We start from the raw sequence: 24,385 nt of genomic DNA on the forward strand, positions 1-24,385 counted from the left end.
CCCTCGGGCCGTTCAGGCTTTCATTCCGAGCACGCCGGCGACGAGCCGCCGCAGCAGCGGCTCGACGCGGGCGAGGGTCAGGTCGGGGTCGTTGATCTGGCGCAGCGCGATGCCGTCGACGGCCGCCTGCAGCATGCTGATCGTCGCGTCGAGATCGGCGATCGGCGGCATCTCTCCCGCCTGGATCGCTGCCTCGAACACCTCGCGCATGATGTCGCGCACGCTGTCGTCGATCGCGGCGAAACGCTTGCCGATCTCGGAATTGCGCAGGCTCTCGGCGCTGATCTCGGCCATCAGCTCGCAGGCGCCGGGATCGCGCATATAGCCGAAATAACCCATGGCGCAGCCGACCAGCCGGTCGAGCAGCGGGCCGGGGCCGCGCATGGCGTGGACGATCTCGGCCGCGCCGCAGCGCTCTTCCTGCGCGATCGCCTCGATGATGGATTCCTTGGAGGGAAAATAGCGGTAGAGCCCGCCGGGGCTCATCCGCGCTTCGGCGCAGATCTCCTGCATCGAGGCGCCGCGAAATCCCGATCGCGCGAAGCAGGTGCGCGCGGCGTCTAGGATCTGCTGCCGGCGCGCGTCCTGCGCGCTCTCCCGCGTGGCGGAATCGGTCGGAACGGGGTGGACGATGCTGGCCATGGGCACCCGGTTTGCGATGCGAATGAATGTTCGCTCGCAGCAGATGCGGATGGGGTGCCGCTAAGTCAATCCGGAGATGGGGAGGGCTTCCGGATTTTTCCGCCCGTCGCTGTCGATTTTTCCGGAAGGACGGCCGATTGCGGCAAATGCGCAACAGGCGATGGGGTCCGCTGTTCCAGAATCCGGGTGGCCGGCTGTGCTTTCGCGATGCATTCCGGGCTCAAATGACCTAGACAGGAGCCCGTTCCGGCCGCCCTGGCCGGCCGGAGCGGGGGAGTGGGAGCCCGGGGAGGCACGAATGGATACGATCGACCGCGAGCTGGCGGCGTGGCTGGTGCATGCCGGTCTTGTGGAGGAGGGCGCGGCCATCCGGGCGGAGCCGCTGACCGGGGGCGTCGCCTCCGACATCTGGCGGGTCGAGGCCGGTGGCCGCCGCTTCGCCGTGAAGCGGGCGCTGGCGAAGCTGAAGGTGGCGCGCGACTGGCGCGCCCCGGTTTCGCGCAACGGCAACGAGGTCGAGTGGCTGCTCGAAGCCGGGCGGATCGTGCCCGACGCCGTGCCGCGCGTCCTGGCGCATGACGCCGCCGTCGGCGCCTTCGCCATGGATTTCCTGCGCCCGGAGGATCATCCGGTCTGGAAGAACGAGCTCAGGGCGGGCCGCGCCGATCCGGCCTTCGCCGCCGCCGTCGGCCGGGCGATTGCCGCCATCCATGGCGCGACCGCGCATTCCGCCACCCTCGCGGCGCGCTTCGATACCGACGCGATCTTCCATTCGATCCGCCTCGAGCCCTATCTCGAGGCGACGGCCGAGGCGCATCCCGATCTCGCGGACAAGCTGATGGCGCTGTCGCGCGACACGCTCGCGACGAAGATCGCGCTGGTGCATGGCGACGTCAGCCCGAAGAACATCCTGGTCGGGCCGAAGGGGCCGGTCTTCCTCGACGCCGAATGCGCCTGGTATGGCGATCCGGCCTTCGACCTCGCCTTCTGCCTGAACCACATGCTCCTGAAGTGCCTCTGGGTTCCGGAGGCCCGCGCCGCCTATCTCGCGTCGTTCGACGCGCTCGCGACGGCCTATCTCGAGGCCGTCGACTGGGAGCCGCGGGAAAAAATCGAGGCCCGTGTCGCGCGCCTGCTGCCGGGCCTGTTCCTGGCCCGCGTCGACGGCAAGTCGCCGGCCGAATACATCACCACCGACGCCGACCGGGACCGCGTCCGCCGGGTCGCGCGCCCGCTCATCGCCACCCCGCCGACGACGCTCGCCGCCATTCGCGACGCCTGGGAAGAGGAACTTTCGCAGTGAACGACACGACAATCACCAAGGTCATCGGACGTCGCATCTGGGATTCGCGCGGCCGGCCCACCGTCGAGACGGAAATCCAGCTCGCCTCCGGCGCGGTCGGCCGCGCCATCGCGCCGGCCGGCGCCTCGACCGGCACCGGCGAGGCGGTTGACCTGCGCGACGGCGGCGACCGCTTCGGCGGTCACGACGTCACCCGCGCCGTTGCCTCGGTGCAGGGCGAGATCGCCACGAAGCTGAAGGGCATGGACGCGGCCGACCAGGCCGGCATCGACGCGGCGCTGATCGCCCTCGACGGCAGCGAGAACAAGGGCCGCCTCGGCGGCAATGCGCTGATCGCGACCTCGATGGCGGTGCTGCACGCGGCGGCCGCCGGTGCCGGCCAGCCGCTCTGGCGCTATCTCGCCGGCGGCAGCAAGGTCCGCATCCCGGTGCCCGAGATCCAGATCTTCGGCGGCGGCGCGCATGCGGCGCGGCGCGTCGACGTGCAGGACTTCATGCTGATGTGCCCGGGCGCCTCTTCCTTCGCCGAGGCGCTCGACTGGACCGCCGAGGTCTATCGCGCCGCGGGCTTGCGCATGAAGAAGGCCGGCAAGCTGCAGGGCGTCGCCGACGAGGGCGGCTTCTGGCCGGCCTTCAACTCGAATGAAGAGGCGCTGGACGAACTGGTCGGCGCCATCGCCGATGCTGGCTTCACGCCGGGCGCGGATGTCGGCATCTCGCTCGACATCGCCGCTTCCGAGTTCGGCCGCAACGGCCGCTACAAGCTGGCGCTCGACGACAGCGAGCTCGACACCGGTGGCATGATCGACCTGCTCGGCCGCTGGCTCGACGCCTATCCGATCCTGTCGATCGAGGATCCGGTCGCCGAGGACGACGAGGCCGGTTTCATCGCCTTCACCGAGCGCTATGGCGACCGCTGCCAGGTGATCGGCGACGATTTCCTCGTTACCAACGCGGCGCGCGTCGCGGATGCGGCGGCGAAGGGAGCGGCGACCGCCGTGCTGGTCAAGCCGAACCAGGCCGGCACCGTCAGCGAGACGAAGGCGGCGCTCGAGGCGGGCAAGAAGGCCGGCTTCGGCACCATCGTCTCGGCCCGCTCCGGCGAGACCGAGGACGTCACCATCGTGCATCTCGCCGTCGGCTGGGATGCCGGCCAGTTCAAGGTCGGCTCGTTCTCGCGCTCCGAGCGCATGGCGAAGTGGAACGAGATGCTGCGTGTCGAGGAAGCGCTCGGCGCCGACGCGGTCTATGCCGGTCCCTCGGCGCTCGGCCTGCGCAAGGCCTGAGGCCAAAAAGAAAGCCTCCGGCCGCGTCGAGTGGCCGGAGGCTTCTGGATGCTAAGTCGATCAGTAGGTGGCGCGGCCGCCCGAGAGATCGAACACGGCGCCGGTGGTGAACGAGCATTCCTCGCTGGCGAGCCAGGTCAGGATCGAGGCGGCTTCCTCGACCTTGCCGAAGCGGCCCATCGGGATCTTCGACAGCATGTAGTCGATATGCGCCTGGCTGACCTGCTTCAGGATCGGCGTGTCGATCGTCGCCGGCGTGATCGCGTTGACCGTGATGTTGTCCTTGGCGAGTTCCTTGCCGAGCGACTTGGTGAAGCCGATCACGGCCGCCTTCGAGGCGGAATAGGCCGAGGCGGTCGGGTTGCCTTCCTTGCCGGCGATCGAGGCGACGTTGACGATGCGGCCATAGCCGTTCTTCTGCATCAGCGGCGCGACGAAGCGGTTGCAGTAGAACAGGCCGTGCACGTTGATCTCGAAGACGCGCTGCCATTCATCGATGGGATAGTTGACGACCATCTCGTTCTTGCCGGCGACGCCGGCCGAGCAGATCAGGATGTCGATCTTGCCGAGATGGCCTTCCGCGGCCTTGGCGGCGGCCTCGACCTGGTCGGGCTTGGCGATGTCGAGCTGGATGCCGTGCGCCTTCGGGCCGAGCGCGGCCTTGGCGGCTTCGATCCGCTCGGCGTCCACGTCCCAGAGACAAACCGTTCCGCCCTCGGAAACAATGCGCTCGGCCGTCTTGAAGCCGATGCCCGAGGCACCGCCGGTCACGATCGCGCCACGACCGGAGAAACGCTTGATATCTGCCATTCGTCCACTCTTCCCTCTTCGCGCGGCCCAGCCACGCACCTTCGCGGTGGCGATACTGGTAAGGCCCATACGGTCATCAGACAACCCGTCTTGCGCGCTTCCGCAGTGGCGCTCCCGGGTTGTTCGCTTATAAGGACAGGATCTTTCCCGCTTACGGACATGGTTCATGGCCCTCAACACGATTGAAGAAGCCGTAGCGGCGATCGCCGCGGGTGAACTGGTGGTCGTCGTCGATGACACGGATCGCGAGAACGAGGGCGATCTGATCATGGCCGCGTCGAAGGCGACGCCGGACAAGGTCGCCTTCATGATCCGCCATACCAGCGGCATCATCTGCGTGCCGGTGCTGGCCGACCGCGCCGAGGCGCTGCACCTGCCGCCGATGGTCGCCAACAACCGCGATCCGATGCGCACCGCCTTCACCGTGACGGTCGACTACAAGGTCGGCCTCACCACCGGCATCTCGGCCGAGGAGCGCGCCAACACCATCCAGGCGCTCGCCAACGACAATTGCACCGCGTCGGATTTCCTCCGCCCCGGCCACATCTTCCCGCTGATCGCCCGCGAGGGCGGCGTGCTGATCCGTTCCGGCCACACCGAGGCGGCGACCGATCTCGCCCGCCTCGCCGGGCTGGAGCCTGCCGGCGTGCTGGCCGAGGTGGTGAACGACGACGGCACGGTGAAACGCCTGCCCGAGCTGATCGAGTTCGCCAGGGAGCACGGGCTGAAGATCGTCTCGATCGAGGACCTGATCGCCTATCGCGCCCGCACCGAGAGCTTCGTCCGCGTCGTCGACAGCTTCCAGGTTCCGGTCGGCGGCCGCACCGCCACCACCTTCGTCTACGAGACGCCGTTCGATCCGCTGCAGCATCTCGCCATCGTCTTCGGCGACGTCGCCGAGCAGCCCGACGTGCTGGTGCGCATCCACCGCGCCAACCCGATCTCCGACCTGATCTCGCGCGGGCCGGATTCGAAGGGCTGGCTGGAGACGACGCTGCGCAAGGTCGGCGCCGCCGATCGCGGCGTCTTCGTGCTGATCCGCGACCCGATGGTGGTGCGGCCCGACGGCTCGGCCGCCGGCGACGGCGAGGAGCGCCACATGTCGGCGCGGCAGCGCAAGGAGCGCTGGCGCGAGATCGGCGTCGGCGCGCAGATCCTGCGGGATCTCAAGGTGCGCTCGATCCGCCTCCTGTCGTCGCAGGAGCGGCAATATGTCGGCCTGCAGGGCTTCGGCATCGAGATCACCGGCTGGGAGCCCGCCGCCGGATAGGACTTCGGCCGCATCGCGGAACTCCACCCAGCGTTGTCGCATTGAATGGGGGAGCGACCTTCGGGCCGCAAATCCATGGAGGGACTACGATGCTGAATTGGGCGATCTTCTTTCTCGTCGTTGCGCTGGTGGCCGCCATTCTGGGTTTTGGCGGTATTGCCGGAACGGCGATCGGCATAGCGAAGATCATCTTCGTGGTCGCGATCATCCTGTTCCTGATCTCCGGCGTGATGCACCTGATGCGCCGCGCCTGATCTTCCCGGCGCGAAGAAAAAAGGCCCCGCGATCTCGCGGGGCCTTTTTCATGGCAGGGGGACAGGGGCAGGGGGACAGGGGCAGGAGGACAGCGGCAGGGATCAGCCGGAGCGGGCCGCCAAGGCGCGCTCGATTTCCCGGGCCGAGCGCTGCGCGGTCTCGACCGGGGGCAGGGGCACGCCGCCGCTCATCACTTCCTCGAGGCGGGCGCGGGCGCGCGAGACGCGGCTCTTCACCGTCCCGACCCGCACCTGGCAGATCTCCGCCGCTTCCTCGTAGGAGAAGCCGCTGGCGCCGATCAGCACGAGCGCCTCGCGCTGCTCGTCGGGCAGGAGCTGCATGGCGCGCAGGAAGTCGTCGAGCTCGAGATGGCTCTGCTGGGCGCCGAGATCGGCCAGCCGCGCCGCATGGACGCCCTCGGCATCCTCGACCTCGCGCCGCCGCTTGCGGCCTTCCGAATAATACTGGTTGCGCAGGATCGTCACGAGCCAGGCATGCAGGTTGGTTCCCGGCTGGAACTTGTCGCGATTGGCGAGCGCCCGCATCACCGTTTCCTGCACGAGATCGTCGGCGCGGTCGCGATTGCCGCTCAGGGAGCGGGCAAAGGCGCGCAGCATGGGAAGGGCTTCGACCAGTTCATTCTTCATGACGCTCTTCCTGGCAATGCCTGTCTTCGGCGCAATGCAATGGGCTTGGCATCAGTCGTCGGCCGGCTTGCCCCCAGGGCGGGGCCGCGGCCGCAAGGTTCATCCACGCCGCTTGGCGCTGTCGGAAGCCGCGGGAACCGGCGCGTCGTCGAGACGATCCAGCAACGACATGATGTCGTCGGGAAGCGGCTCGCTGAGGGCGCTGTCGAAGACGCGGCGCAATTGCCGGCCGATCCAGTCTTCCTTGTCGCCCTGCGTGCTCGGTTCCGATGGGGAAACCGAGCGCATCTCGGCATCCTTCAACATGTTCGTCTTGTCCATCTTTTTTCCCTGAGTGCCCAAGGGCCCCGTCCTTCCGATACCGTGCAGTGCGCCTGCCGGATTGCCAATGCGGAAAGGCCGGGAATGGTTCCAGATTTTTTTGGGAACCGAATGCAACTTGCCACGTTCTGACCGGTATCGAGTTCAACGAGGGGGAAGCTATGCCCGAAAGTCTGTCGCAGGCCCTGGCGCCGCATCTGCCACTGCTGCGGCGCTATGCTCGCGCCCTGACGGGAGGGCAAATCAGCGGCGACGCCTATGTGCGGGCCTGCCTGCAGGCGATCGTCGACGACCCCAGCGTTCTCGCCCGCGACATCCATCCCAAGGTCGCGCTCTACCGGCTGTTCCATGCCATCTGGTCCGGCACCCAGCTCGGCCCCGACGCCGAGATCGCGGGACTGAGCCGGCAGGAATCGACGGCGCAGCAGCGGCTCGCCACCCTGACGTCCGAAAGCCGGCAGACGCTGCTGCTGACCACGATGGAAGGCTTCTCCGACGCGGACGCGGCGGCGGTGATGGGCATCGACGTCAGCCGCATTCATCCGCTCTTGGAGGATGCGCTGGCCGAGATCGACCGCCAGACGCGCACGCGCGTGCTGATCATCGAGGACGAGCCGCTGATCTCGATGGACCTTTCCGGCATCGTGCAGGAGCTCGGCCATGACGTCGCCGCCGTCGCGCGGACGCGCGACGACGCGGTCGAGGCGGCGGTGCGCGAGCAGCCCGGGCTGGTGCTCGCCGACATCCAGCTCGCCGACGGCTCTTCGGGCATCGACGCGGTCAAGGACATCCTGTCCGGCTTCAGCGTTCCGGTGATCTTCATCACCGCCTTCCCACAGCGCCTTCTGACCGGCGAGCGCCCCGAGCCCACCTTCCTGCTGACCAAGCCGTTCGACCCCCGCACCGTGAAGGCGGCGATCAGCCAGGCGCTGTTCTTCAACTCCACGGCGTCGATGGCGGCCTGATCCGGATCGGCCTGCTCCGTCCTGCCCGCCGGCGGGGAGCGGGCCGCTTGGCTGGTCAGGCAGGGGCGCGGCCGCCCCGCCAGGCGCCCGGTCTCCGTGGGGCCGCCCCGCGCCCGCCCGTTGCGACGGGGATCCTCGCCCGAACGTCTTCGATCCGGAAGGACAATCGATGGATTGGTTGATGCCCCTTGTGCCGGGCGGGCTGGTCGGCCAGGAAGAAATCCTGCTGCGCGCGATCCCGCGCGCCCTGATCGCCGCCAGCACGCTCGCCATCGCGATCGCGGCCATCGTCTTCCTCGTCCGGCGACGCGACCTGCCGGGCGTCTACAAGCGCGTGGCGCTCGCCTTCGTGCTGCTGCTGCTCTGCATCACGCTGGTCTATGGCGTGGCGACCTATGCGCTGTGGTGGCCGTCGCCGAGTTTCCAGCCCGTGTTCGACAGCGTCGCCGCGGTGATCGCGCTGGTCGCCGTGTTCCTGATCCGCTTCGCGCTGCCGGTGTTGCTGGCGCTGCCATCGCCGCGCCAGCTCGAGCGCAACAACCAGCACCTCAAATCGGAGATCGACGCGCATATCGACACGATGCGCGAGCTGACCGAGATCCGCAGCGATCTCGAGGAGAAGGTGCGCGACCGGACGCGCGAGCTGAAGGAGATCAACCAGCGCTTCGAGGCGGCGCTGTCCGGCTCCGACATCGCCGTCTTCACGCAGGATCGCGACCTGGTCTTCACCTGGGCCTACAACAATCCGCGCTTCGAGATCGGATCGGACCAGGTCGTCGGCAAGACGGATGCCGACCTGTTCTCGGACGAGGTCGCCGGCCAGGTCGTGGCGGCCAAGCGCGCGGTGCTGGCGAGCGGGCAGCGCGCGACGCTCAACGTCGTCGTCGAGACAGCCGACGGTGGCTCCCAATATCTCCGGCTGTCGATCGAGCCGCTGCGCGACGGCGCCGGCGACACGATCGGGCTGACCTCGGCCGTCGTCGACCTGACCGAGCGGCACGATTATGAGACTCGCCTGCACGCGCTGACCACCAGCCTCGCGCAGGCCAATGCGCGCTTCGACCTGGCGCTGCGCGGTTCGGCGATCATGGTGTTCACCCATGACGCGGACCTGCGCTACAACTGGATCTACAATCCCGCGACAGGCCTCGTTCCCGAAGACATGCTCGGCCGAACCGACGCCGCGATCTGGCCGCCCGATGTCGGCAGGCCGATCATCGCCATGAAGCGCGAGGCGGTGGCCACCGGGCAGCCGCAGCATGGCGAGATCGTCATGCCGCTGGCCGGGGCCGACCGTCATTTCCAGGTTCGCATCGAGCCGATCCTCGCCGGCGACCACGCGATCGTGGGCCTGGCCGGCGTCGTCGTCGACGTCACCGAGACCCATCTGCAAGAGGCGCATCTGCGCCTCGTCATGCGCGAGCTGACGCATCGCTCGAAGAACCTGCTCGCCGTGATCCAGGCGATGGCGCGGCAGACGGCGGCGCGCTCGGACGATCCGCACACCTTCGTCGCCCGCTTTTCGGCGCGGCTGCGCTCGATGGCCGCGTCGCATGATCTCCTCGTCGCGCAGGAGTGGCATGGCGCGATCCTGCACGATCTCGTCGACGTCCAGATTGGCCAGGCGATCGATCCGGGCTCGGAGCAGCTCAAGGTCGAGGGGCCCTTCATCAGCCTCCGGCCCGACGCGGCGCAGAACATCGGCCTCGCCCTGCACGAGCTGACGACGAACGCGTCGAAATATGGCGCGCTCTCGGTGCCGGGCGGCCGCATCACGCTGCGCTGGTCGATCCGCGACGGCAACCGCTTCCACCTGCGCTGGGAGGAGACGAACGGCCCCGTCGTCGTGCCGCCGGAGAAGACCGGCTTCGGCGTGACGCTGCTGGAGCGCACCGTCGGCCAGGCGCTCGACGGCGGGGTGAAACTCGCCTTCGCGCCCGGCGGCGTGGTGTGCGACATCGACATCCCGGCGAGCCACGTCCTCGCCTGAGGCGGGAAGCCGGCAAAAAGAAAGGGAGCCGGAGGCTCCCTGTCGCGTCGTCGGCGGTCCGGGCCTATCGCTTGCGCGAGAGGCCGCCGAGCAGGCCCATGGCGAAGGCGAGCGCGACGCTGGTCGTGCCGACCTCCTGGACCTGGCGGCGGTTGCTGCGCCAGTTGGCCACCAGCAGCACGATCAGGCCGAGGATCAGGAAGGCGCCGCCGACCACGAGCTTCGCCACCAGCGAGCCATAGGAGAGCGTCAGCGCCTGATAGCCGGCCGCGACGCCGAAGCAGAGGCCGATGATGATGAACACGCCGGCGACGGCGAGAAGGCCGGCCCGCTTCAGCGTTCGCATCGTGGCCTGCGTGGCGGCGGCGGCCGCCACGCTCGTCAGGGCCTGGAACAGGCCGCTCATCGCCGGCCTATCAGCGCGCCGATGAAGAGGCCGATGCCCGCCGCGATCAGCACGGCCGGGACGGGGTTCTTGGTGATGTGGCTTTCGATGTCCTCGGCCGCCTGATGGCCCCGCCGGCGCGCTTCCTCGGCCGAGGCGCGGAAGGTCTCGCCCGCCCGGCCGGCCGCGTCATGCAGGGCTTCCGCCCCGGCGCTGGCCTGCTGCGAACCGAACTTGCGGATGGTCTCGGTGAGCGAGGCCAGTTCGGCCTGGATGGCCTTGACCTGGTCGGAGAGGTCGGAACCGTCAGTCTTGGTCACCATTTCGGCACTCCTGTACGTTGTTCAAGACTCGTTGGACTTGTCGAGCGGCTTATCCAACATATGAGGCTTGCCCGGCGATAAGTCGATATGCGTCAGCGCCGTGGCGAGCTCTATGGTTAGGTTTCGGTAAGCCTCGCGCTCGGCCTCCGGCACGAGGCGGGCGAGGCGTTGTACCGCACGCTTCCAGTGCAGCAGGGTCTCCGTCTTCTGGTCGTCCGTCAGTACATTGTCCGACACGATGTCGCGCGGTCGCTGGAAGCCGGCATAGCCGAGATACGCACTCATACGCTTTCTTCCCCTGGATGATCCAAGCGACCCGCACTGAAAACGGGTGCTTCGGCCAATGGTTCCCGAGGGCGTTGCAGCGTTTCGTCATGACGCGCGGCTGTTGCCGAAATGCACGCGCCGCGCCGGAGGGCCGGCGCGGCGCGGTCAGGCCAGGGCGCGGCCGGCGTCGGAGCCATGCCGGCGCCGGCGATGCTGCACGATCAGCATGACGAGGATGGCCGTCGCGATCACGGCGAAGGAGACGGCCGTGGTGACGGTGCCGAGCGCATAGATCACCGGTGTCGTGACGGTGGTGGTGAGGCCGCGCAGCGTCAGCGGCAGCGTGTTGACGGCGCCCACCGTCTGCGACGAGCGGGCGATCTCGTCGAAGGAGAGCGTGAAGCCGAACAGCGCGACGCCGATCAGCGACGGCGCGATCATCGGCAGCACGACATGGCGGAAGGTCTGCCAGGACGAGGCGCCGAGATCGCGCGCGGCCTCCTCATAGGCCGGGTTGAAGCGGTTGAAGACGGCGAACATGATCAGGAGGCCGAAGGGCAGCGTCCAGGTCAGATGCGCGCCGAAGCCGGAGGTGAACAGGCCCATCAGGGTCTGGAAATTGTCCTGGATGGCGATGCCGAGATTGCCGAGGAGATTGGTCCAGGCGGTGGCGTTGTCGATATCGACGTAGCTGTCGACGAGGTGGTCGCCGAGGCCGGAGATGCCCTGGTTGAACAGCTGGAACTCGAGCGCGATGCCGAGCGAGACGACGATCGACGGCAGGATGAGGCTGGCGATCGCCGTGAAGAACAGCAGGTTCGCCCCCTTGAAGGGGCGGCGGAAGGCGTAGCCCGCCATCACCGAGATCACCACCGTCGCCAGCGTGACGGCGAGGCCGAGCTTCAGCGAGTTCTTGAGCGCGTCGACGACGTTGGGCACGCCGATGCCGGCCCACAGATTGTGGAACCAGTGCAGCGACACCCCGTTCATCGGGAAGGTCATGCCGCCGTTCGGGCCCTGGAACGACAGCACCAGGATGGTGAGGGTCGGGCCGTAGAGGAACAGCGTGTAGAGGGCGAAGACCGCCGACAGGAGATAGAAGGCGCGGGAGCGTCCCTCGGTCATTTCAGAGCTCCTTGCGGATGTCGACGAAGCGCAACAGCGTCCAGATGATCATCAGGACGATCACCAGCAGCACGACGGCGTTGGCGGCGGCGATCGGGAATTGCAGCGCGTTGATCTGGGCCTCGATCACCTTGCCGGCCGAGGCGATCTGCTGGCCGCCCATGATGCCGATCGAGATGAAGTCGCCCATCACCACCGTGATGACGAAGATCGAGCCGATGGCGATGCCGGTCTTGGAGAGCGGGATGATGACGTTCCAGAGCGTCTGCCAGCCGCTCGCGCCGGTGTCGTAGGCGGCCTCGACCAGCGATTTGTCGATGCGCGACATCGAGTTCAGGATCGGCACGATCATGAACACCGTGTTGAGGTGGACGAGGGCCAGCACGACGGAGAAATCGGAATAGAGCAGCCAGTCGATCGGCTCGGCGATGATGCCGGCCGACATCAGCGACTGGTTGACCAGGCCGTTGCGGCCGAGCAGCGGGATCCACGAGATCATGCGGATGACGTTCGAGGTCCAGAACGGGATCGTCGTGATCAGCGCCAGGATCAGCCGCGCATTGTTCGACTTGACCTCGAAGACGAGGAAATAGGCGATGGTGAAGCCGAGGACGAGCGTGATCAGCCAGACCATCAGGCAGAATTTCAGCGTCGACAGATAGGTTCGGAAGGTGGTGCAGAGCTCGGGCAGCGACGAGAAACACTTGTCGAAGGCGGTGGCGTAGTTGTCGCCGACGAAGGCTGGCTCGATCGAATAGCCCGTATAGGTCCAGAAGCTGACCGCGACCGTCACCAGGAGCGGCAGGACGAAGAAGATCAGGAACACGATCGCGAGCGGCGCGGCCTGCCAGTAGGGTGCCCAGCGCGATTTCATTTCCAGCATGTCGGGGCAGGCTCCGTTGTGGGGCGCATGAGGAGGGGGCTTGGGCCGGACCGGCGAATGCCGGCCCGGCAGCGGCTACCCGCGGAAAGGCGGTCGGCGTCTCCCGCGGGCGAGGCCGTGAAAGCCGCTCAGGCGGCGATGAACTCGTTCCACTTCTGGATCATGTAGGCGTTCTCATCCATGATCGAGTTCCAGCAGGCGACGGCGCCCATGCGGGTGTTGTAGGAGCCGCCGTCGCGGACCGTGCCGGCCTTTTCGAGCAGGCCGCCATCCGGACCGAGGATGTCCTTCTCGGCCGGCTTGCCTTCCATCCAGAACGCCCACTCATAGGGCTCCATGCTCTGCTGCGCGGTATCGAGCACGGCGGCGTAGTAGCCCTGCCGGTTCAGATGCGCGCCAGCCCAGCCGTCGAGGAACCAGTTGATGAACTCGTAGGCGGCGTCGAGCTTCTTGCCCTTCAGCGTCCGCGGCAGGCCGAAGCCGGAGGCCCAGGCGCGGTAGCCTTCCTTGAGCGGCTGGAAGGTGCAGGGGATGCCCTTGAGGCGGACGGCGGTGACGGCCGGCGACCACATCGACTGCACGACGGTCTCGCCCGAGGCCATCAGGTTGACGCTCTCGTTGAAGTCGGACCAGAAGGCGCGGAACTGGCCGGCCTTCTTGGCCTCGATCAGGGTGGCGATCGTCTTGTCGATCTCCTCCTTGGTCATGTTGCCCTTGTCGCCATACTTCACGACGCCCATCGCCTCGTTGACCATGGCGGCGTCCATGATGCCGATCGAGGGGATGTTGAGGATCGAGGCCTTGCCCTTGAACTCGGGATTGAGCAGCTCCGACCAGCTTTCGATCGGACGCTTGATCAGGTCGGGGCGGATGCCGAGCGTGTCGGCGTTGTAGGTGGTCGGGATCAGGGTGATCCACTCGGTCTGTTCCTTGGCGAACTCCTTGCCGCGCTGCTTCTCGAGATACAGGACCTTGTGCGGCGCCGTGCCCTGGTCGCCGATCTTCTTGCCGTCGATCTCGCCCTTGGTGATGGCGGTCGCCAGCTTGTCGACCAGCTTCACCTTGTTGGCGTCGATCGCCTGGAAATTGCCGGACGGGATCAGGTTGCGCAGCGCGAAATACTCGGTATCGACCAGGTCGAACGAATCCGGCTGGGTGATGATGCGCTTGGTGACGTCGTCCGTGGTGACGGTGACGTATTCGATGTTGATGCCGGTGACTTCCTTCGCCTTGGCGGCGATCGCCGGCGACTGGTTGGTCGCGGTCGAGAGATAGCGGAGCGTGATCGGTTCGTCGGCATGCACCGCCGGGAAGCCGGTCACCGCGGTGGTGCCGAGGAAGCCGGCCGTGATGGCGGAGCCCTTCAGCAGCGTGCGGCGCGAGATGCCGCCCTTGGTGTTGTTCTTGTCGTCCATTCCCTTGGTCTCCTCTGGTTTTGTCGCAGGAAACCGCGCGCTCAGGCGGCGGCGGAAAGTTCGTGGATGTCGGCGGGGTCCCAGTGTACCGTGACGGTGTCGCCGGCTTCGAAGGGGCGCTGGTAGAAGGCGCGCTCGGGCACGATTGCGGTTAGGTCGAGGCCGGTATCGGTGGCGAGGCTGATGTAGACGACGGTGCCCTGGTACTCGACGTCGCGCACCGAGGCGGCAAGGCCGTCGCCGCCCTCGGCCGAGACGCTCATCCGGTCGGCGCGGACGCTGACGGTGCGGCCGTCGATCGGCAGGACGTTGTGGCCGCCGATGAAGCGGGCGACGAATTCGGTCGCCGGGGCGTTGAAGATCTCGCGCGGGGTTCCGGCCTGCTCGATCTTGCCGTTGTTCATGATGACGATCAGGTCGGCGAGCGCCATCGCCTCTTCCTGGCTGTGCGTCACATGGATGAACGAGATGCCGAGCTCGCGCTGGAAGCGTTTCAGCTCGGTGCGGACCTTGATCTTGAGGAAGGGGTCGAGGGCGGAGAGCGGCTCGTCGAGCAGCAGGATCTGCGGGTCGGTGACGAGGGCGCGGGCGAGCGCGACGCGCTGCTGCTGGCCACCGGAGAGCTGGCTCGGCAATCGCTCGGCATAGCGCTCCATGTCGACGAGCTTCAGCGCCTCGGTCGCCTTGATCGAGCGGTCGACCTTGCCGACGCCCTTCATCTTCAGCGAGAAGGCGACGTTGTCGCGCACCGAGAGATGCGGGAACAGCGCGTAGGATTGGAACATCATCGCCGTTCCGCGCTTGGCGGGCGGCAGGGCGTTGACCACGTCGTGGCCGAGCGCGATGTCGCCGTCCGAGACGCTTTCGTGGCCGGCGATCATCCGGAGCGTCGAGGACTTGCCGCAGCCCGATGGCCCGAGCAGGCAGCAATAGGTTCCGGCCTTGATCTTGAGGTTGATCGCGTCGACGGCGACCGTGTCGCCGTAGCGTTTGGTGACCGAGGCCAGTTCAAGATCCGCGGGGCGTGCCATCTCTGTCTCCGATTGATCCTGCGGAGAAGGATGGCAAGTCGCGTGCCAGCGGCGGGAATCCGCCATTTCCCCGTTTCTCCGGTGGTCGCGGACGGGCATCGGCGCTTGGATCGAATGATCAAAAAAAGAACTTGCCTAGAAAATGAGCTGCGTCCGGGAGCGTTGCCCGGACGCTGCCTGGCGCCCGATGAGTCGGGTTGCGAATTTTCGATGCGGAATCAGCCGCGCGCGGTTGCCCGTCGGCCCTCCGGCTGGCGCGAAGTTGAGCAAAGGCGCAGTTTGGAAGGGCTCAAATCGAGCCTTGACGGTCTCCGGAAAATTTGTCCAGATGATCAAGACTTCGAGGGCGGCTCCGAACAAAAATAACGAGGGGCGGACCGCATCGTCGGATCGATGCCGGACGGCATGGCGCCGGCCGGAATGGGACCCAGGGCCGCGCGCGGCCGACAGGGAGGGACGCATATGCCCACGCATGTGCCGGACGTTGCATCGGGCCGTCTGTCGCCCGACGAGTACATCAGCAATTTTCTCGACATCCACCCGCCGCTCGATCGCCACCAGGCGCTGGTCGAGTCCGACCGCTGCTATTTCTGCTATGACGCGCCCTGCGTGCAGGCGTGTCCGACCTCGATCGACATCCCGCTCTTCATCCGCCAGATCCTGACCGACAATCCGGAAGGCTCGGCGGAGACGATCCTGTCGCAGAACATCCTCGGCGGCATGTGCGCCCGCGTCTGTCCGACCGAGACGCTCTGCGAGGAGGCCTGCGTCCGCGAGGCGGCCGAGGGCAAGCCGGTCAAGATCGGCCTGCTGCAGCGCTACGCCACCGACGTGCTGATGGAAGCGCGCGATGGCGAGCAGCCCTTCGCGCGCGCCGAGCCGACCGGCAAGCGCGTCGCCGTCGTCGGTGCCGGGCCGGCCGGCCTTTCCGCCGCGCACCGGCTCGCCATGCATGGCCACGACGTCGTCATCTATGACGCGCGCGAAAAGGCCGGCGGCCTCAACGAATACGGCATCGCCGCCTACAAGACGCCGGACGATTTCGCCCAGAAGGAGGTTGATTTCATCCTGTCGATCGGCGGCATCACCATCGAGCACGGCAAGGCGATCGGCCGCGACATCAGCCTGTCGGAATTGCGCGCCAACTATGACGCCGTGTTCCTCGGCATGGGGCTCGCCGGCGTCAACGCGCTCGGGCTCGCCGGCGAGGAATTGGAAGGCGTCGCCGACGCGGTCGACTACATCGCGGATCTGCGCCAGGCCGAGGATCTCGGCACGCTTCCCGTCGGCGCCCGCGTCGTCGTGGTCGGCGGCGGCATGACGGCGATCGACGTCGCCGTGCAGTCGAAGCGCCTCGGCGCCCGGGAGGTCACCGTCGTCTACCGGCGCGGACAGGCCAAGATGGGCGCGTCGGAATATGAACAGGATCTCGCCCAGACCGACGGCGTGCTGATCCGCCACAATGCGAAGCCAAGCCGGCTGGTCACCGAGGCCGGCCGGGTCACGGGCATCGAGTTCGAGGAGACTCGCGAGGAGGGCGGCAGGCTGGTCGGCACCGGCGTCGTCTTCACGCTTCCCGCCGACACCGTCTTCAAGGCGATCGGCCAGACCCTCGTTCCCGCGGCCTTGAACGGATCGGCCGAGACGATCGCGCTGGAAAATGGCAAGATCCGTGTCGACGAGGAGCGGCGCACGACGCTTCCAGGCGTCTGGGCCGGCGGCGATTGCGCCGCGACCGGAGAGGATCTGACGGTAGCCGCCGTCGCGGACGGCCGCATCGCCGCCGAATCGATCCATCTCGCGCTCTCGACCCCTTCCGCTGCGGCCTAGGAGGAACCCATGGCCAATCTCACGTCGACCTTCGCCGGCATCAAGTCGCCCAACCCGTTCTGGCTCGCCTCCGCGCCGCCGACCGACAAGGCCTACAACGTCGTCCGCGCCTTCAAGGATGGCTGGGGCGGCGTCGTCTGGAAGACGCTCGGTACCGATCCGCCGGTCGTCAACGTCTCCGGCCCGCGCTACGGCGCGATCCATTCGAACGATCGTCGCCTGATCGGTTTGAACAACATCGAGCTGATCACGGACCGGCCGCTCGAGGTCAATCTGCGCGAGATCAAGCAGGTCAAGCGCGATTGGCCGGACCGCGCGCTTGTCGTCTCCCTGATGGTTCCCTGCGAGGAGCATTACTGGAAGGACATCCTCGCCAAGGTCGAGGAGACCGAGGCGGACGGCGTTGAGCTGAATTTCGGCTGCCCTCACGGCATGAGCGAGCGCGGCATGGGCTCCTCGGTCGGCCAGGTGCCGGAATACATCGAGATGGTGACGCGCTGGTGCAAGCAGCATTCGCGCATGCCGGTCATCGTCAAGCTGACGCCGAACATCACCGACATCCGCTATCCCGCCCGCGCCGCCCAGGCCGGCGGCGCCGACGCCGTGTCGCTGATCAACACCATCTCGTCGATCATCGGCGTCGACATCGACAGCTTCGCGCCGATCCCGACCATCGACGGCAAGGGCAGCCATGGCGGCTATTGCGGTCCGGCGGTGAAGCCGATCGCGCTCAACATGACGGCCGAGATCGCCCGCGACGCGCAGACGCGCAACCTGCCGATCTCCGGTATCGGCGGCATCACCACCTGGCGCGACGCGGTCGAGTTCATGGCGCTCGGCGCCGGCAACGTGCAGGTCTGCACCGCCGCCATGACCTATGGCTTCCGCATCGTGCAGGAGATGATCTCGGGCCTGTCCGACTACATGGACAAGCACGATTTCGAGACGATTGACGACATCGTCGGCCGCGCCGTCGGTAACGTCACCGACTGGCAGTACCTGAACCTGAACTACGTCGCCAAGGCGAAGATCGACCAGGATCTCTGCATCAAGTGCGGCCGCTGCCACATCGCCTGCGAGGACACCTCGCACCAGGCGATTACGTCGATGGTCGACGGCATCAGGCATTTCGAGGTGATCGACGCCGAATGCGTCGGCTGCAATCTCTGCGTCAATGTCTGCCCGGTCGATAATTGCATCACCATGGAGCAGATGGTCGAGGGCGTCGATCCGCGCACCGGCTTTGCGATCACCGATCAGTACGCCAACTGGACGACGCACAAGAACAACCCGATGTCGAAGACCTTCGTCCCGGCCGAGCCGGCGGAGTAGCCATCCGAATGCGGATCGGCCGCGCTTCGGGCGCGGCCGATCTTCGAAGCGCAGGTCAGGCCGAGACCTTGCGGCCCTCGCGCGCCAGATACTGGTGCACGAAGGCGATCGCCATGCTGCCCTCGCCGACGGCGGCGGCGACGCGCTTGACCGGGCTCAGCCGGACGTCGCCGCAGGCGAAGACGCCGGGAATGCTCGTCTCGAGCAGATAGGGATCGCGGTCGCGCGGTCCCTGGCCCGTCTTCCTGAGATCGTCGCCGGTGAGCACGAAGCCGCGCGCGTCGCGGGCGATCTCGCGCGGCAGCCATTCGGTCTCGGCGTCGGCGCCGATGAAGCTGAAGACGCCGCCGCAATCATGCCGGCCGGTTTCGCCGCTCTGGCTGTTCTGGATATCGATTGCCGTCAGGCTGGTCTCGCCATGGACGGCGACGATTTCGGAATGCAGCAGCGTTGCGATGTTCGACTTGGCGCGGATCTGGTCGATCAGATATTGCGACATGCTCTTTTCCAGCGAGTCGCCGCGCACTACGAGCGTCACCGTGTTGGCGTGGTTGGCGAAATAGAGCGCCGCCTGGCCGGCCGAATTGCCGGCGCCGACGAGGTGGATGTTGAGGCCGTGCGTGGCGCTGACCTCGCTGCGCGCCGCGCCGTAATAGATGCCCTTGCCGATGAAGCGGTCGAAGCCCTCGATGGCGAGCCGGCGCCAGCTGACGCCCGTCGCCAGGATCAGGGTGCGCGCCTGCACGATCTCGCCACCGTCGAGGGTGATGCGGTGCGCCGCCGGCTCGATCTTCTCGACCGCCCGCGTCACCAGGATCTCGGCGCCGAGGCGGCGCGCCTGCTGCAGCGCGCGGTTCGCCAGTTCGTCGCCGGAGACGCCGCTCGGAAAGCCGAGATAGTTCTCGATCCGCGACGATGTGCCGGCCTGGCCGCCCGGGGCCTCGCGCTCGATGACGATGGTGCGCAGCCCCTCCGACGCGCCATAGACCGCCGCCGCGAGCCCCGCCGGCCCGCCGCCGACGATCGCGACGTCGTATTCGGCGACGCGCGGCCGCGTCTGCAGCCCGAGGCGGTCGGCGAGTTCGCGCACGCTCGGGCGGAACACCGTGTCGCCGTTGGCGAAGCGCAGCGCCGGGCATTCGCTGTCGGACGGGCAGGGGCCGGACCACTGCGCCGCCAGGTCGGGGGCATCCGGCGTGACCCAGCTGAAGGAAATCTGGTTGCGGGCGAGGAAGCGGCGGAGCTGGCCGCCCTCGGTGTCGAAGCGCTGGCAGATAAGGGTCACGCGCGGCTTCTGCGGCTCGGCGTTCAGGCTCTGCAGCCCGCCGAGACGCTCGCGCGCCAGTGCGCTGACCTTCTGCGCGACTTCCGGAGCGACGGCGGCGATCGCGTGATAGTTCTGCAGCTCGATCCGGATCACCCGCGACGGCTCGGCGGCGCGGTAGCTGCCGGGAAAGGGCGAGCCGAGGGCGATCGGCACTTCGCCGAAGATCTGGCCGGGGTTGCGCCAGCCGAGCGTGCGCTCGACGCCGTCGAAGCTCTTCACCACCTCGAACTTGCCGGAAAGCACGGCATAGAGCGCCGGCTCCTCGCCGGCGTGGACGGCGAATTCGCCGGCCGCGAGCCGGATGTCGGCCGCGGTCCGGGCCAGCCGGTCCAGTTGTTCGAGCGCGAGGGAGGAGAAAAGCGGAACGTTTGCTACGTCGTCGATCGTCAGCATGGTTGGCGCCCGAAACCCGGCGTGACCCTACGTCACGTCGGCCGCCCTTGATTAGCAGCGCGATGGCAGATGCGCCAGTTGCAAACCACGCGCGGCGCTGGGTTTCGGCCGGGTCGGGCGCGCCGCCGCTATTTCGGCAGCAGGCCGTTCAGGACGATCGCTTCCAGCGTCCGCGTCGCGGTGTCGAAATGGCGGTTGCCCTCGGCCGCCTCGCCCAGCGTGGCGCGGACCTGGACGTCGAAATCGGCGTAGTGCTGGGTCGTCGCCCAGATCAGGAAGATCAGGTGATACGGGTCGATCGGGGCGAGCCGGCCCTCGGCGATCCAGCGCCGGATCACCTCGGCCTTGGCGTCGACCAGCGTCTTCAGCCGCGTCTCCAGCGCCGCGCCGATGATCGGCGCGCCCTGCAGGATCTCCATCGCGTAGAGCCGCGACGCCTTCGGGTTGTCGCGCGACATCTCCAGCTTGCGGTCGATATAGGCGCGGATCTCGGCGATCGGATCGTCGCTTTCGCCGAGCGATTCCAGCGGCTGCAGCCAGAGTTCCAGCGTCCGCCGCAGGATGGCGAGGTAGATGTCGTCCTTGCGGCGGAAATAATAGAGCAGGTTCGGCTTGGTCATGCCGGCGCGCTCGGCGATCTGGTCGACGGTGGCGCCGCGGAAGCCGTAGCTCGAAAACACCTCGAGCGCGGCGTCGAGGATGCGGCCCTCGTTCTCTTCCTGGATGCGCGTCCGCTTCTTGGTCTGGCGCGCGCGGGCGGTGTTGGCAGGCGTCAGGGCGGCGCGTGTCATGACGGTTCGGACTTTCCCGTTCGATCTTCGCGGCGCGCCAGTCATCCGGCACGTCGTGGCCTGCGCGCGGCCACCGGGCGGTGCCGTCAGCGCTGCTGCGCGAGTTTCGGCCGATTCCGCTCCGATATCAACGGCTTCGCGCCGCGCTTGCGGCTAGAAGCTCGGCGGGGTGCAGGCGGAGACCAGTTCCAGATCCTCCTCACCGGCGTTGCGGAAGGCGTGCGGTTTGCGGCTGTCGAAGAAATAGGCGTCGCCGGGGCCGAGCTCGTAGCGCGCGCCGTCGACCTCGAGCAGCATGCGGCCACGGATGATGAGGCCCGCTTCCTCGCCCTGGTGCGACAGCATCGCCTTGCCCGAGACGGCGCCCGGCTTGTAGCGCTCGTGCAGCATCTGCAGCGAGCGGCCCTCGAGATTGGCGCCGACCTGGCGATAGGAGATCTTGCCGCCGCCGATCTCCTTCAGTTCCGCCGCGCGGAACACCACCTGCTCGGCCGGCGGATGTGTCTCGGCGAAGAACTCCGACAGGCTGTAGGGGATGCCGGAGAGGATCTGGCGCAGGCCCGAGACGGACGGGCTGATCCGGTTCGCCTCGACCATCGACACGGTGGCGTTGGAGACGCCGGCGCGCTTCGCCAGCGCGCGTTGCGACAGGCCGTGCCGGATCCGCAATTCGCGCAGCCGGGCGCCGACGTCGATGTCGAAATGGGAGGCGTTCATGTGTTCAGGATATAGAACGTTCTTAACGGCGGCAACCGTTTGACCGGCATTGACCCTACGGCTACGTTCGAGAAAGTGACCGGCCGCGCTCGAAAATCGGCCGTAGAGGGATATCCAGCATCATGAACACGGCGCCTATTCCGAACAATCTCGAAGCCTTCTGGATGCCGTTCACGGCGAACCGGCAATTCAAGCAGAATCCGCGCATGCTGGTCGGCGCCAAGGACATGCACTACACCTCGGCCGATGGCCGTCAGATCTTGGACGGCACCGCCGGCCTCTGGTGCGTCAATGCCGGCCATGGCCGTCCCAGGATTGTCGAGGCGGTGTCGAAGCAGGTCGCCGAGCTCGACTATGCGCCGGCCTTCCAGATGGGCCACCCCAAGGCGTTCGAGCTGGCCGCGCGCCTCTCCGCCATGATGCCCAAGCCGCTCGACCATGTGTTCTTCACCAATTCCGGCTCGGAATCGGTCGATACCGCGCTGAAGATCGCGCTCGCCTATCACCGCGCCAAGGGCAACGGCACCAAGTTCCGCCTGCTCGGCCGCGAGCGCGGCTATCACGGCGTCGGCTTCGGCGGCATCTCGGTCGGTGGCATCTCCGGCAACCGCAAGACCTTCGGCACCATGCTGACCGGTGTCGACCACATCCGCCACACGCATGATCCCGCCCGCAACGCCTTCACCCGCGGCGAGCCGGAATTTGGCGTCGAGTTCGCCGACGACCTGGAAAAGGTCATCGCGCTGCACGACGCCTCCAACATCGCGGCGCTGATCGTCGAGCCGGTGGCGTGTTCGACCGGCGTGCTGATCCCGCCCAAGGGCTATCTGAAGCGCCTGCGCGAGATCTGCGACAAGCACGACATCCTGCTGATCTTCGATGAGGTCATCACCGGCTTCGGCCGTCTCGGCACGCCCTTCGCGGTCGATTATTTCGACGTCATTCCCGATCTTGTGACCACCGCCAAGGGGCTGACCAGCGGCGTCGTGCCGATGGGCGCGGTGTTCGCCTCGAAGAAGATCTATGATGCGTTCATGAACGCGCCGGAAAACACCATTGAGCTGTTCCACGGCTATACCTATTCGGCGCATCCCGTGGCCTGCGCCGCCGCGCTCGCCACCCTCGACGTCTACGAGGAAGAGGGGCTGCTGACCCGCGTCGCCAGCATCAGCCAGTACTGGGAGGACGCGCTGCACAGCCTGAAGGGCCTGCCGCATGTCATCGACATCCGCAATATCGGCCTGATCGGCGCGATCGAGCTGGAGCCGATCGCCGGCAGCCCGACCAAGCGGGCGTTCCAGGCCTTCCTGAAGGCCTATGAAAGCAATCTGATGATCCGCACGACGGGCGACATCATCGCGCTGTCGCCGCCGCTGATCATCGATGAGAGCCATATCGATCAGATCGTCGAGACGCTGTCGAGCGTGCTCAAGCAGATCGACTGAGGGCTCGGGAGGACGACATGGACACGATTGCGTTGAGCACCATCACCAACCTGGTCGACGGCAAGCCGTCGCCTTCGACGTCGACGCGCAGCCAGCCCGTCTACAATCCCGCCACCGGCGAGGCGGCGGCGACGCTGCCGCTGTCGACGGCGGCGGAACTCGATGCCGCCGTCGCCTCGGCCAAGGCGGCGTTCCCGGCCTGGGCCGACACGCCGCCGATGAAGCGCGCGCGGATCATGTTCAAGTTCAAGGACCTGCTCGAGCAGAACGCCGATCGCATCGCCCGCGCCATCTCGGCCGAGCACGGCAAGACGCATGACGACGCGCTCGGCGAAGTGCAGCGCGGCCTTGAGGTGGTCGAGTTCGCCTGCGGCATCCCGCATCTGCTGAAGGGCGAGTATTCGAAGAATGTCGGCCCGGCGATCGACACCTATTCCGACCGCCAGGCGCTCGGCGTCGTCGCCGGCATCACGCCGTTCAACTTCCCCTGCATGGTGCCGCTCTGGATGTATCCGGTGGCGATCGCCTGCGGCAACACCTTCATCCTGAAGCCGTCGGAGCGCGATCCTGGCGCCGCCATGGTGGTGGCCGAGCTGCTTTACGAGGCGGGCCTGCCGCCGGGCGTGCTCAACGTCGTGCATGGCGACAAGGAGGTCGTCGACGCGATCCTGCATCATCCCGACATCAAGGCGGTGTCCTTCGTCGGCTCGACGCCGATCGCCGAATATGTCTACGCCACCGGCACCAAGGCCGGGAAGCGGGTGCAGGCGCTGGGCGGCGCCAAGAACCACATGGTGGTGATGCCCGACGCCGACATGGACAAGGTCGCCGACGCGCTGATGGGCGCCGGCTACGGTTCGGCAGGCGAGCGCTGCATGGCGGTCTCGGTCGCCGTGCCGGTCGGCCAGAGGACCGCCGACGCGCTGGTCGAGACGCTGGCGCCGCGCGTGCGCGCGCTGAAGATCGGCCCGGCGACGGATCGCGACGCCGAGATGGGCCCGCTGGTCACCAAGCAGCACATGGACAAGGTGCTCGGCTATATCGACAAGGGCGTCGCCGAGGGCGCGAAGCTCGTCGTCGACGGCCGCGGCTTCAAGCTGCAGGGCTACGAGAACGGCTATTTCGTCGGTGGCACGCTTTTTGATCATGTGAAGAAGGACATGACGATCTACCGCGAGGAGATCTTCGGTCCTGTGCTCGCGGTCCTGCGGGCCGGTTCCTATTCCGAGGCACTCGAGCTGATCAATGCCCATGAATTCGGCAACGGCACCGCGATCTTCACCCGCGACGGCGATGCCGCGCGCTCCTTCGCCGACAAGGTGGAAGCGGGCATGGTCGGCATCAACGTGCCGATCCCGGTCCCCGTCGCCTATCATTCCTTCGGCGGCTGGAAGCGCTCGCTGTTCGGCGACCACGCCATCTACGGGCCGGAGGGCGTCCACTTCTATACCCGCCTGAAGACGGTGACGACGCGCTGGCCGGATGGAATCAAGTCCGGCGCGGTCTTCAACTTCCCGACGATGTGACTAAGGTGTCGTCAGGAAAGCTCTCTGAGTCCCGCATCGCCGTGACCACGGCAGTGCTTTCGGCCGCGACGCCTCAGGGCGTCGCGGATGCGTGCGAGTTATCTCC

General features: G+C 67.1%; 24 protein-coding genes. 10 read left to right on the forward strand and 14 right to left on the reverse strand.

The window, feature by feature from the left end:
• Positions 1-12: 12 nt before the first annotated feature.
• Complete coding sequence (locus G539_RS0105505; RefSeq protein ID WP_029074313.1) at positions 13-642, reverse strand: TetR/AcrR family transcriptional regulator; 630 nt, start codon at positions 640-642, stop codon at positions 13-15.
• A 298-nt stretch (positions 643-940) separates the two neighbouring features.
• Here G539_RS0105505 and G539_RS0105510 point away from each other — a divergent pair, with 298 nt between their 5' ends.
• Together G539_RS0105510 and eno are read left to right on the forward strand one after the other, a co-directional pair.
• Positions 941-1,945, forward strand: coding sequence for a phosphotransferase family protein (locus G539_RS0105510; protein ID WP_029074314.1), 1,005 nt, complete (start codon positions 941-943; stop codon positions 1,943-1,945).
• Entirely contained in the window at positions 1,942-3,231 is a 1,290-nt protein-coding gene (gene eno, locus G539_RS0105515; RefSeq protein ID WP_029074315.1) for a phosphopyruvate hydratase, read from the forward strand. Before G539_RS0105510 ends, eno begins: the two co-directional genes overlap by 4 nt.
• A 60-nt stretch (positions 3,232-3,291) precedes the next feature.
• Here the strand turns inward: eno and G539_RS0105520 are convergent, their stop codons facing one another.
• The gene (locus tag G539_RS0105520) at positions 3,292-4,041 is read right to left on the reverse strand and encodes an SDR family NAD(P)-dependent oxidoreductase (protein WP_029074316.1); all 750 of its coding nucleotides are present in this window, start codon (positions 4,039-4,041) and stop codon (positions 3,292-3,294) included.
• 166 nt (positions 4,042-4,207) lie between these two features.
• Here G539_RS0105520 and ribB point away from each other — a divergent pair, with 166 nt between their 5' ends.
• Positions 4,208-5,311, forward strand: a complete 1,104-nt coding sequence (gene ribB, locus G539_RS0105525) for a 3,4-dihydroxy-2-butanone-4-phosphate synthase (protein ID WP_029074317.1) — start codon at positions 4,208-4,210, stop codon at positions 5,309-5,311.
• A gap of 89 nt (positions 5,312-5,400) precedes the next feature.
• Complete coding sequence (locus G539_RS26585) at positions 5,401-5,565, forward strand: DUF1328 domain-containing protein (RefSeq protein ID WP_029074318.1); 165 nt, start codon at positions 5,401-5,403, stop codon at positions 5,563-5,565.
• A 102-nt stretch (positions 5,566-5,667) separates the two neighbouring features.
• Here the strand turns inward: G539_RS26585 and G539_RS0105535 are convergent, their stop codons facing one another.
• On the reverse strand, positions 5,668-6,213 hold the full coding sequence (locus G539_RS0105535) for a sigma-70 family RNA polymerase sigma factor (protein ID WP_029074319.1): 546 nt from the start codon (positions 6,211-6,213) through the stop codon (positions 5,668-5,670).
• 99 nt (positions 6,214-6,312) lie between these two features.
• Positions 6,313-6,534, reverse strand: a complete 222-nt coding sequence (locus G539_RS0105540) for a NepR family anti-sigma factor (RefSeq protein ID WP_029074320.1) — start codon at positions 6,532-6,534, stop codon at positions 6,313-6,315.
• A 161-nt stretch (positions 6,535-6,695) separates the two neighbouring features.
• On the opposite strand from G539_RS0105540, the gene G539_RS0105545 reads away from it, so the two are divergent.
• A complete protein-coding gene (locus tag G539_RS0105545; protein WP_029074321.1) occupies positions 6,696-7,499 on the forward strand; it encodes a response regulator in 804 nt (267 codons plus the stop codon).
• A 181-nt stretch (positions 7,500-7,680) separates the two neighbouring features.
• Positions 7,681-9,489 (forward strand): sensor histidine kinase, encoded by a 1,809-nt coding sequence (locus G539_RS26060; RefSeq protein WP_169516614.1) that lies wholly within the window; start codon positions 7,681-7,683, stop codon positions 9,487-9,489.
• A gap of 64 nt (positions 9,490-9,553) precedes the next feature.
• Here the strand turns inward: G539_RS26060 and G539_RS0105555 are convergent, their stop codons facing one another.
• The 7 genes from G539_RS0105555 to G539_RS0105585 all read right to left on the reverse strand — a co-directional run bounded on the left by G539_RS0105555 (position 9,554) and on the right by G539_RS0105585 (position 14,918).
• Positions 9,554-9,895: a hypothetical protein gene (locus G539_RS0105555; RefSeq protein WP_029074322.1), complete on the reverse strand. Its 342-nt coding sequence runs from the start codon at positions 9,893-9,895 to the stop codon at positions 9,554-9,556.
• On the reverse strand, positions 9,892-10,197 hold the full coding sequence (locus G539_RS26065; RefSeq protein ID WP_051231126.1) for an ElaB/YgaM/YqjD family protein: 306 nt from the start codon (positions 10,195-10,197) through the stop codon (positions 9,892-9,894). The genes G539_RS0105555 and G539_RS26065 overlap by 4 nt, the downstream gene beginning before the upstream one ends.
• A gap of 21 nt (positions 10,198-10,218) precedes the next feature.
• Positions 10,219-10,482, reverse strand: a complete 264-nt coding sequence (locus G539_RS0105565; protein ID WP_029074323.1) for a hypothetical protein — start codon at positions 10,480-10,482, stop codon at positions 10,219-10,221.
• A 147-nt stretch (positions 10,483-10,629) separates the two neighbouring features.
• Positions 10,630-11,589, reverse strand: a complete 960-nt coding sequence (locus G539_RS0105570; RefSeq protein WP_029074324.1) for an ABC transporter permease — start codon at positions 11,587-11,589, stop codon at positions 10,630-10,632.
• A 1-nt stretch (position 11,590) separates the two neighbouring features.
• Positions 11,591-12,472 carry an ABC transporter permease gene (locus G539_RS0105575; protein ID WP_029074325.1) on the reverse strand — a complete coding sequence of 294 codons (882 nt, stop codon included), beginning with the start codon at positions 12,470-12,472 and terminating at the stop codon, positions 11,591-11,593.
• A 128-nt stretch (positions 12,473-12,600) separates the two neighbouring features.
• The gene (locus G539_RS0105580; RefSeq protein ID WP_029074326.1) at positions 12,601-13,887 is read right to left on the reverse strand and encodes an ABC transporter substrate-binding protein; all 1,287 of its coding nucleotides are present in this window, start codon (positions 13,885-13,887) and stop codon (positions 12,601-12,603) included.
• A gap of 41 nt (positions 13,888-13,928) precedes the next feature.
• Complete coding sequence (locus G539_RS0105585) at positions 13,929-14,918, reverse strand: ABC transporter ATP-binding protein (protein ID WP_029074327.1); 990 nt, start codon at positions 14,916-14,918, stop codon at positions 13,929-13,931.
• A gap of 462 nt (positions 14,919-15,380) precedes the next feature.
• Between G539_RS0105585 and G539_RS0105590 the strand changes: the two genes are divergently transcribed.
• Together G539_RS0105590 and preA are read left to right on the forward strand one after the other, a co-directional pair.
• Complete coding sequence (locus G539_RS0105590) at positions 15,381-16,748, forward strand: NAD(P)-dependent oxidoreductase (protein WP_029074328.1); 1,368 nt, start codon at positions 15,381-15,383, stop codon at positions 16,746-16,748.
• A 9-nt stretch (positions 16,749-16,757) separates the two neighbouring features.
• Positions 16,758-18,080: an NAD-dependent dihydropyrimidine dehydrogenase subunit PreA gene (gene preA, locus G539_RS0105595; RefSeq protein ID WP_029074329.1), complete on the forward strand. Its 1,323-nt coding sequence runs from the start codon at positions 16,758-16,760 to the stop codon at positions 18,078-18,080.
• A gap of 55 nt (positions 18,081-18,135) precedes the next feature.
• Here the strand turns inward: preA and G539_RS0105600 are convergent, their stop codons facing one another.
• The 3 genes from G539_RS0105600 to G539_RS0105610 all read right to left on the reverse strand — a co-directional run bounded on the left by G539_RS0105600 (position 18,136) and on the right by G539_RS0105610 (position 21,308).
• Complete coding sequence (locus tag G539_RS0105600; RefSeq protein ID WP_029074330.1) at positions 18,136-19,800, reverse strand: FAD-dependent oxidoreductase; 1,665 nt, start codon at positions 19,798-19,800, stop codon at positions 18,136-18,138.
• A 128-nt stretch (positions 19,801-19,928) separates the two neighbouring features.
• The gene (locus tag G539_RS0105605) at positions 19,929-20,591 is read right to left on the reverse strand and encodes a TetR family transcriptional regulator C-terminal domain-containing protein (RefSeq protein WP_051231127.1); all 663 of its coding nucleotides are present in this window, start codon (positions 20,589-20,591) and stop codon (positions 19,929-19,931) included.
• A 153-nt stretch (positions 20,592-20,744) separates the two neighbouring features.
• The gene (locus tag G539_RS0105610; RefSeq protein ID WP_029074332.1) at positions 20,745-21,308 is read right to left on the reverse strand and encodes a cupin domain-containing protein; all 564 of its coding nucleotides are present in this window, start codon (positions 21,306-21,308) and stop codon (positions 20,745-20,747) included.
• A 122-nt stretch (positions 21,309-21,430) separates the two neighbouring features.
• On the opposite strand from G539_RS0105610, the gene aptA reads away from it, so the two are divergent.
• Both aptA and G539_RS0105620 read left to right on the forward strand, forming a co-directional pair.
• Entirely contained in the window at positions 21,431-22,753 is a 1,323-nt protein-coding gene (aptA, locus tag G539_RS0105615; RefSeq protein ID WP_029074333.1) for an omega-aminotransferase AptA, read from the forward strand.
• Positions 22,754-22,770: 17 nt separating this feature from the next.
• Positions 22,771-24,279: a CoA-acylating methylmalonate-semialdehyde dehydrogenase gene (locus tag G539_RS0105620; protein WP_035830441.1), complete on the forward strand. Its 1,509-nt coding sequence runs from the start codon at positions 22,771-22,773 to the stop codon at positions 24,277-24,279.
• Positions 24,280-24,385: the final 106 nt, after the last annotated feature.

The sequence above is a fragment of the Kaistia adipata DSM 17808 genome, assembly GCF_000423225.1.
Classification (GTDB): domain Bacteria; phylum Pseudomonadota; class Alphaproteobacteria; order Rhizobiales; family Kaistiaceae; genus Kaistia; species Kaistia adipata.